This is a genomic window from Dactylosporangium sp. NPDC048998 (genome assembly GCF_043197855.1).
GTDB lineage: Bacteria > Actinomycetota > Actinomycetes > Mycobacteriales > Micromonosporaceae > Dactylosporangium.
The window spans coordinates 1-8520 of sequence record NZ_JBICTV010000079.1 but is presented as its reverse complement, the minus strand read 5'-3'; the positions used below and the strand labels follow the sequence as shown (position 1 = coordinate 8520).

The following is an 8520-nucleotide window of genomic DNA, read 5'->3' as shown; positions in this document are numbered from 1 at the left end:
CTGCTCGCTGATGGTGAGGGATTGCTGGTAGCGGCGTTCCGCCTCGGCATAGTCCCCCCGCAACTGGGCGAGCCTGCCGAGCTGGTGGTAGCTGCCGGCCAGGCCGGCCTGGTTGCCGAGCTGCTCTTTGATGGTGAGGGATTGCTGGTAGCGGCGTTCCGCCTCGGCATAGTCCCCCCGCAACTGGGCGAGCATGCCGAGCTGGTGGTAGCCGCGGGCCAGGCCGGCCTGGTCGCCGAGCCGCTCGAAGATGGTGAGGGATTGCTGGTAGCGGCGTTCCGCCTCGGCATAGTCCCCCCGCAACTGGGCCAGGATGCCGAGCTCGTGATAGTAGGCAGGGCGGCGGACATGGTCGGATGGAAGCCATCGCAGGGTGTCGTGGATGAGGCTGGTTTCGCGATCCCAGGCACCCCACGTATCGAGTTGCATGCATATTGCTTCGGTGACACTGTTTGCGGGGTCAATATCTCCGGCAACGAGAAGGTGGTGGCGTGCTTCTTCGAGGTCGTGGATGTCGGCGACACGGTCTTGAGGCCAGACGTCGACCCGCCATTGCCAGTACGCGGCGGCCGCCCGGTGGGCCTCGTCGACCAGGGACGGTTGCTGCCGACTGTCGTCGCGCCAGTGGCGGTGGAGTTCCGTGGCGGTCCAGCGGTGCATGACGACGCGTCCGTGCTCGGTGCGTGCAATCAGGCTGCCGTGAAGCAGTTGATCGAGTAGGTCCTCAAGATTGTTTGGTGGGCGGATCGGTGGTGCTGGTGGCTGCTGGGAGGCAGTTATCAGTTCGATGAGCTGTTCCCGGTCGGCGCGGGCGAGCGGTCCTGTTTCGCTGGTCGCGGTCGACAACTCACGGATGGTCAGGCCGTAGCGGTCGAGGAGTTCCATGATGTGCCGCTGGATTGCGGCACGGTCGGGTTCGAATCGGGCGGTGTCGTCCGGGCTACCGACCTGGAAGTACAGGGCGGTGATGTCGACGGGTTCGCGGTAGACGCTGATGCCCGCCAGTAGCTGGATCGCCCCAGGGTGGGGCGCGAGACGGGTGAGGTGTTCGTCGAGCAGGACGTCGTCCGCGGCAAGGATCACCACGTCAGCCAACGCAGCGTCCAGGGTGCGGCCGCGCGCCAGCCAGCCCGCCGCCTGCCTGGCCCCGAGCTTGGCTCGGACAGCAGCGTCAAGGCGGCGGGTGATATCGGGGAATCGGCCCGCCCCTGCGGCCAGCAAGGCATCCAAGTACTCCAGGGACCGTGGATGGCCCCCCACGACCCGCCAGATCCGTTCCAACGCTTGGACATCGATGGCGTAGCGGTCCAGGTTCGGCAGAGACCACACCAGCTTTCGGGTCTCCGCGAACGTCATCGGCCCGACGTGATGCCTGTGCAGGCGATCGTCGGCTTCCGTGGACAGGGCGAACGGGTATCGGGATGTCACGAGCAGCCGGCTGCCGCCGGAGCTGGCGACCCACGCGGTGAGCAGGTCGGCTAGTGCCGGGTCGGTGATCTGCCAGCCGGTGCCGTCTGGGCGCGGAACGAGGTTGTCCTCGAAGTTGTCCAGCACGAGCAGGACCGGCATGGTGTTGAGCACGTCTTCGCGGAGCAGGAGGAGCCGGTCCCGCCAGGGCAGGTCCATCCGGGCCAACACCTGTACCGCCACGGCCTGCGGCCCGTCGAACACCTGCCGGCGCAGCAGATCACGCCGCAGCATTTGAGCGATCTCGACGAGTATGCCGTCGACGCTGAGCGGCCCGGTACAGGTCACTACCCGCCAGCCGGCGGAGCGCTGGCGGACGCGGCGCACCATCTCGGCGGCGAGGGTGGTCTTGCCGACGCCGCCGATCCCGTGCAGGACCACTCCGGCGAATCTGTGTTGCTGGAGCAGGAGTGGTAGCCGCCGTTGCTCGTCGCGGCGGCCGACGAATTGCCCCACGGGCCGGGCCAGCAGGCCGCTCGCATCGTGTGACACCATGGTCCACGAGGCCGCGGACGATGACGGTGATGGGCCCCGCTGGGTCGTGGCCGGGCCGATGACCGGCACCTGCGGCCCGCCGGCCAGCACCGTGACGACACTCCATTCATCCAACTGGGCCAGTGCTTGATCGATCGGCTGGGTTGAGCGAGCCAGGTCACGCTGCACCGCGCGACGTGCTTCGGCGACGGCCGCGATCACGTCCGGTGCGGCGGCGCCGGCCAGCTGCGCGTACACCCGGGCGAAGAATCGGGTGGCGTAGTGGTCCGTCACGGATGTCTGTGTGCCGATCACCGCGGCGGCGCCACATGCCGCCAGCCCGGCTGCGAACGACGCCTGCTGTTCCTGTCCGGCGACATCGGTGTAGCAGGCGGCGAGTGCGATCACCGGCGGCATCGCGCCTGGCGGGACCGCCTCGGCCAGCAATGTTTGTGCATCAACCTGCCGGGCTCGACCGTCCTGGTCTTCCAGCACCAGCATCCCGGGAGCGCCGTGCGCGGAGAGGTGCAGCACATGCACGCCGCCGCCGTCGAGGGCCTCCCGGATCGCCTGCGTGGTCGCGAACGGCACGATCCGCACGTCCGCCGCGACCTGCCGCGCTGTCTGCACTGCGTCGAGCACCGCGCTCAACTCGGCCTCGTAGTCGAGCACCGGCCCGCCGTCGACGGGTGAGGCGATCGCCACCACGATGCGTAACGGCCCCGGTAGCGCTGTCGGCCCGTGCGTCACACCCACCCGGAACATCGACACCAACTGGTGCAACGCCAGCGGCTCGCCAGTGACCGGATCCGGCAGCGCCTCCCATGGCAAGGCGGTGAACCGTGGGGCGTCGACCGCCAGCCGCACCGCGACCGTTGTCTGTTCCGCCCGCCGTAGCAGCCCACCCAGCTTCTCGCTGATCGCCAGTGGCAGGAACGAGGCAGCCATCAGCTCGCCCGCCCGCCGCAGCGACACGATGCCCGAGGCTGTCTGGCGCGTCGTCGTATCGGCGCGGACCGGCAATCGGCCCTGCCGCGCCCGTTCCCGCCGCACGTCATGCAGGGCGTTGGCCAGGCCTGGCCGGATCCCGCCGTGTGCTGCCTGGACGTCCACGCCCGGGCCGAGCAGCCGTACGGTCGTGTCCGACACCGACAGGGTCACATCCAACGGGGCGCCTCGCGGGCCAGCGTCCGTCAGCTGGACCTCGGCCACCCCGGCGAGCAGCGGCAGCAGGTCCTCTACGCGGGCCACCCACACCGTGCCCTGTAGCCAGATGGTGGCGCTGTTGTAGCGGGCCGACACCAGTCCCACCACGCGGCCATCGTCGATCCTGCGGACCGGGCCGCCGCTCATGCCCTTCGCCAGCCCGGTCGCGGTCACCTGCCCCAATGCCACATCGTCCACGCGCAGGGCGCCGCCCTGCCAGACGCCCACCACGCTGGTGTACCGAAACGGCGTGGCGTTGGGGAACTGCGACACCCCCGTCACCGTGACCTTGGTCGCGGGTTGCACCGACGACGACGCGACCAACCCGGGCACCGACCCGGGCAGCGGCATGTCGCACGTCAGTACGGCGAGATCATGCGCTTCGTCCACGGCATGCACCGTCGCTGGCACCGACGTGTCGCCGGCCAGCGCGGCGACAGCCACGTCCGCGCCGACCGTCCCTGCGCCGATGTCGTTGAGCACGTGCCAGGCGGTTGCCAGCACCCCCGGCTGGATCTGGAAACACGTCCCTACCGCCACCCCGGCGTCGTTGACGACCTGGCCGAGGTAGCCCGGAACGTCAGGCCTGGATCCCATACGTCAATGTGATCGACAACGTCGCGCCGGTTGTGCCCTTCACCACCATGATGTCGCCCTCGACACTGACGCTGACCCCGAACTGCACCTGGACCTGCTGCGGCGACACCGTCGACTTCGCCAGTACATCGACCGTCCCGGCCACCGACTCCGCAACGCTCATGATCGCCTTCTCCGCCTGCGCGTACGCGGCGACCACCTTCCCCGACACAGACGTCGGCTCCGACCCGACCACCGAAACCGGCGTCGCCTGCACCAACACGTCCACGCCGGCGAAGGTCACCGGCACCGCGATCACGGCATCACTCATAGCTTCAGAGGCTGTCACAACGGGTCAACCACCGACAGCCTCAAATCGACGCCAGGCCACATCCGCCCAAACGGCCACCGCGCGACCACCATTCCGCCGACGCATCCCAACCAAGAGTCCCAGCCAGTCCGGATGCCGCGGCACCACGCAGCAAGCTCCGGCGATCTTTGGCGTGGCGCCAAGGATCACGGGGCACCGGTATTGATGGCCCGGACGGCGGCGGGTGCTGACCGCGCCGAGATGCTGCAGTGGCCGAGCAGTCCTGGTCGGCTGACTGGTTTCCGACTGTTGACGATTAGCGATGTGTGACATGTTGCTGCGTATGCGTGTCGATGCTGCTCTGGCGATGGCCCCGTCACGGCTTGCCGTCACGGCCGCGTTGGTCCAGGCGGAATCGCGAGGGCGCCGCGGCCGGCCGCCACGTGATCGCCAGGCGACGGCGGCGAGTGCGGAGATCGATTCAGGCCTCGGCCACCGAGTGCGCCGGGGAGTTGCCGCAGTCGCGGGTGCCGGCCGCGCCGGTTCGGGCCTAGATCATCGACGGCAGCCCGGCAGGGGTGCCGTGAGCGGCGGGCGCCGCACCTGTGGTGATCGTGGGCTGGTTGTCCGCTGATGCCGGCAGATCACGTAACGACGGGCGTTCCGCGGTATCTCGGCCGGATTTTGACTGCTGCGGGTGTGCCGGTCGGCACCTGTTTCTGGGTGGCGGCGGATGTGGTGGTGACCGCCTGGCATGTGCTGGACCAGGTCGGAGCGGGCGATGAAGGCTGCTCGGTATCGATCGATGTGCTCGGCGGTGGCAGCCGGCTCGGTACAGCGACGGTTCGTGCGGTTGATCCGTTGCGGGATCTGGCGGTGCTGACGTGTGCCGCCGGCTTGGAAGGACAGCCTGTCGTGGGTTGGGCGGCGACCGAGTCGGTGGCGCCGGCGACCGTGGTGACGGTGACCGGCGTGGCCCAGGTGCTGGGCGAGGCGTCGTTGCGGTACAGCAGCGCGACCGGCGACTGGCAGGGCCAGGCCATGCGCGGTAACGAGGTCGCGTTGGGCGTGCTGAAGAACTCCGGTGTGGCACGCGGCATGAGCGGGGCGCCGGCCCGGCGGGTCAGTGACGACCATGTGGTCGGGGTGGTGACCGCCCGGTACAACAGCGCTGACGGCTGGCAGCGCGACACGGTGTGGATCGCCCGGACCGAGGATCTCCGGCCGCTGCTGGCCGGCCTCGTCGACGTGCCGTTCGTGGATGCCGCGCCACCCGGGTCACCGCTGGACCTGACGTTGACAGTGTCGGCCGGTACCGTCCGGCTGTCCGGTGCCGGCGTCGAGGCCAGCTCCGCCCACGGCGGGTTGCGGCCCGGCCTGGTCAACGCATTGCATGACGTGCACCGCGAACGTGCCTCGCTGCGGGTGCCGCAGCGGCACACCGGCGCACCGACGCTCGACGTGGGCAACGTGTCGTTGCGCCGGGCCGGGGAACTGCTGGCCGAGTCGTTCCTGCCCGCGCCGGTGGCGCAGGCCCTGGCAACGCAGATCCGGCGGGCGGAGCGGGAAACTGCCGCGGTACGGCTGGCCATCGACGCCCCCGGCTTCCCGCAACTGCCCTGGGAGGCGATGCCGGAACCGGTGACCTACCAGCCGCTGGCGCTGCATCCGCTGATCTCGGTATACCGCAAGGGCCCGGCCGCCGGGGAGAAACTGCTGCCAGGACCGCTGCGGATCGCCGTCGCGATCGCCTCTCCGGACGACGGCGGCGGGGCACTGCTGGCCTACGAGGACGAGCTGCGTAGCGTCATCGCGGCCGTACGCGGTGCCAGGCAGGGAGACGCGGCGGTCACCGTGGTGCCGTTCGCGACCACGGCCGCCATCCGCGCCGCCCTCGACGCACCCGGCGGGGTGCATGTGCTGCACGTGTCCGCCCACGGCGCCCCGGGCGTGCTGCTGCTGGAGGACGAGGAAGGCCGAACCCGGAAGCTGACCCCGGCAACGTTCCTCGCCGAAGCCGTACCGCCGGGCAAGATGCCACCAGTGATCGCGCTGGCGGCGTGCTACACCGACGTGGCCGGCGACGAGCACGTCGCCTCGTACGCGGTGCAACTGGCCGAGCACGGTGCAAGGGCGGTGATCGCCACCCAGACCACGGTCACCGACCAGTACGCCACCCAACTGTTCTCCCGCGTCTACACCGAGCTCGCGCAGTCGGCGCTACCGGACGTGGTCCAAGCAGTGGCCGATGCACGCCGGGCGGTGCAACGCGACCTGGCCACCGCCACCGAGCCGCTGCGGCAGTTGCTGGCGGGGATGGACGAATGGAGCGTCGTCACCCTCGCCGCAGGCCACCCCCAGGTCCGCATCATCGACGGCACAACCCTCGAGCAGGCATCGACACCGGCCCGTACCGCGGACGCCGGCGGGCTGGTCGCCAGACCGGTCGGTCACTTCGTCGGCCGCCGTACCCAGCAGCGACGCCTTCCTCTGGTGCTCGAAGACACCCAATATGCGGGTGTGGTGCTGTACGGCATCGGCGGGATCGGCAAAACCACTCTGGCCGCCGAGATCCTGCGCCGCAGCGTCAGTCGAACGCCGTCATGGCGGATCGCCACTACTGCGGGCCCGCTGACCGTGGACGGTGTACTCACAACCGTCGCCACCAGCATCCGCCGAGACCTGCTGCGTCGGGGAATCACATCCGGGCCGCTGTTTCGCGCGGTCGAAGTCTGCGGGCACATCGACGTGCCATGGCAGGACCGCCACGCGCTGCTGCGCGACGACGCCCTCGGCGTGGTGCCCGTGCTCGTCGTGCTCGACAACTTCGAGGACAACCTCACCGCCGCCAACGACGGCTGGACCGTCACCGACCCCGACGTCGCCGCACTGCTTGCCGACTGGTCCACCAACCCGGCCACCAGCCGGCTGCTCATCACATCCCGCTATCCATTCACACTGCCCGGCGGGACCCATCAGCGGCTGCTGTTTGAAAAGCTCGGACCGATGAGCGCGGCGGAAACCCAGAAATTGCTGTGGTCACTACCGAACCTGGACCGCTACGCCGTTGACACCGCCGCGGTCGACCACATCTGGCGCGCCGTCGGCGGCCATCCCCGCAGCCTTGAATATCTCGACGCACTCCTCGGCCACGGCCACGCCCGGTTCACCGATGTCACCGAACGCCTCGACCGGGCCGTGCGGACGCGGCTCGGGCCCGACCGCGCCCGCGACTGGCTGGCCGAACAACGCACACTCGACGCCGCGCTCGCCGAAGTCGCTACCCTCGCCGCCGACGACATCCTGCTCACCGACCACCTCGCCCGACTCGCCGACACCCCCGGTGCCCTCGACCTGCTCATCGGCGTCAGCGTCTACCGCGAACCCGTCGACCACAACGCCATGCTGTTCGCCATCGGAACTCCCGACGACACCGCCGCCTTCGTTCCCGATCGGCAAGGCATCGCTGCTCAGCTCGCCACCATCCTCAACCGACACAGCCTCACGCTTGAAGATCTCGACCGGGCCGCCGACCACGACAGCCCTCTGCCGCCATCCGAACGCATCGCCGTCAGCAGGCTGAAGGCATCCCTCCATGAGCCGCCCCGACCCCCCCGCGTAGCGCCCCACGACCTTGACCATCTGGCGGCGGTCGTTGAAAACAGCAGCCTGCTCACCATCGACGCCGCCGGCAGAGCGTTCGTGCACCGATGGACCGCCACCGAACTCCATCACCATGCAGCCGCAACGCGACGCCCTGACGCAGTGACGCGCGCGCACCGCTCTGCCGCAGCCTTCTGGCGCTGGCGAGTTGCGGTATGGCCGCAGGACCGTCTCGCCGACATCCACGATCTTGAGGAAGCGCGCCATCACTTGCTGGCCGCTGGGGACACTGACGCCGCCGGCCAACTCACCGAACACATCTGTCATCAGCTTCACGCCTGGGGCGCCTGGGACCGGGAAACCAGCCTCATCCACGACACCCTGCGATGGCTTCCATCCGACCATGTTCGCCGCCCCGCCCACTATCACCAGTTCGGCATCCTGGCCCAGTTGCGGGGGGATTATGCCGAGGCGGAACGCCGCTACCAGCAATCCCTCACCATCAGCAAGCGGCTCGGCGACCAGGCCGGCCTGGCCAGCGGCTACCACCAGCTCGGCATGCTCGCCCAGGACCGCGGGGACTATGCCGAGGCGGAACGCCGCTACCAGCAATCCCTCACCATCTTCGAGGGGCTCGGCGACCAGTCCGGCCTGGCCGCCAGCTACGGACAGTTCGGCATCCTGGCCCAGTTGCGGGGGGACTATGCCGAGGCGGAACGCCGCTACCAGCAATCCCTCACCATCTTCGAGCAGCTCGGCGACCAGGCCGGCCTGGCCAGCAGCTACCACCAGCTCGGCATCCTCGCCCAGTTGCGGGGGGACTATGCCGAGGCGGAACGCCGCTACCAGCAATCCCTCACCATCGAAGAGCAGCTCGGCAACCA

3 protein-coding genes are annotated in these 8520 nt (G+C 69.3%); 1 reads left to right on the top strand and 2 read right to left on the bottom strand.

All coding sequences use genetic code 11. The features are described from left to right. Both ACGFI8_RS47615 and ACGFI8_RS47610 read right to left on the bottom strand, forming a co-directional pair. A partial coding sequence (locus ACGFI8_RS47615) for a tetratricopeptide repeat protein (protein WP_392815664.1) occupies positions 1-3744 on the bottom strand: 3744 nt, incomplete at its 3' end. Continuing rightward, a complete protein-coding gene (locus ACGFI8_RS47610) occupies positions 3728-4042 on the bottom strand; it encodes a CU044_2847 family protein (protein WP_392815662.1) in 315 nt (104 codons plus the stop codon). The genes ACGFI8_RS47610 and ACGFI8_RS47615, both read right to left, overlap by 17 nt. A gap of 690 nt (positions 4043-4732) precedes the next feature. Between ACGFI8_RS47610 and ACGFI8_RS47605 the strand changes: the two genes are divergently transcribed. Next, positions 4733-8520, top strand: a 3788-nt coding sequence (locus ACGFI8_RS47605; RefSeq protein ID WP_392815659.1) for a tetratricopeptide repeat protein, incomplete at its 3' end; no start/stop codon positions are given.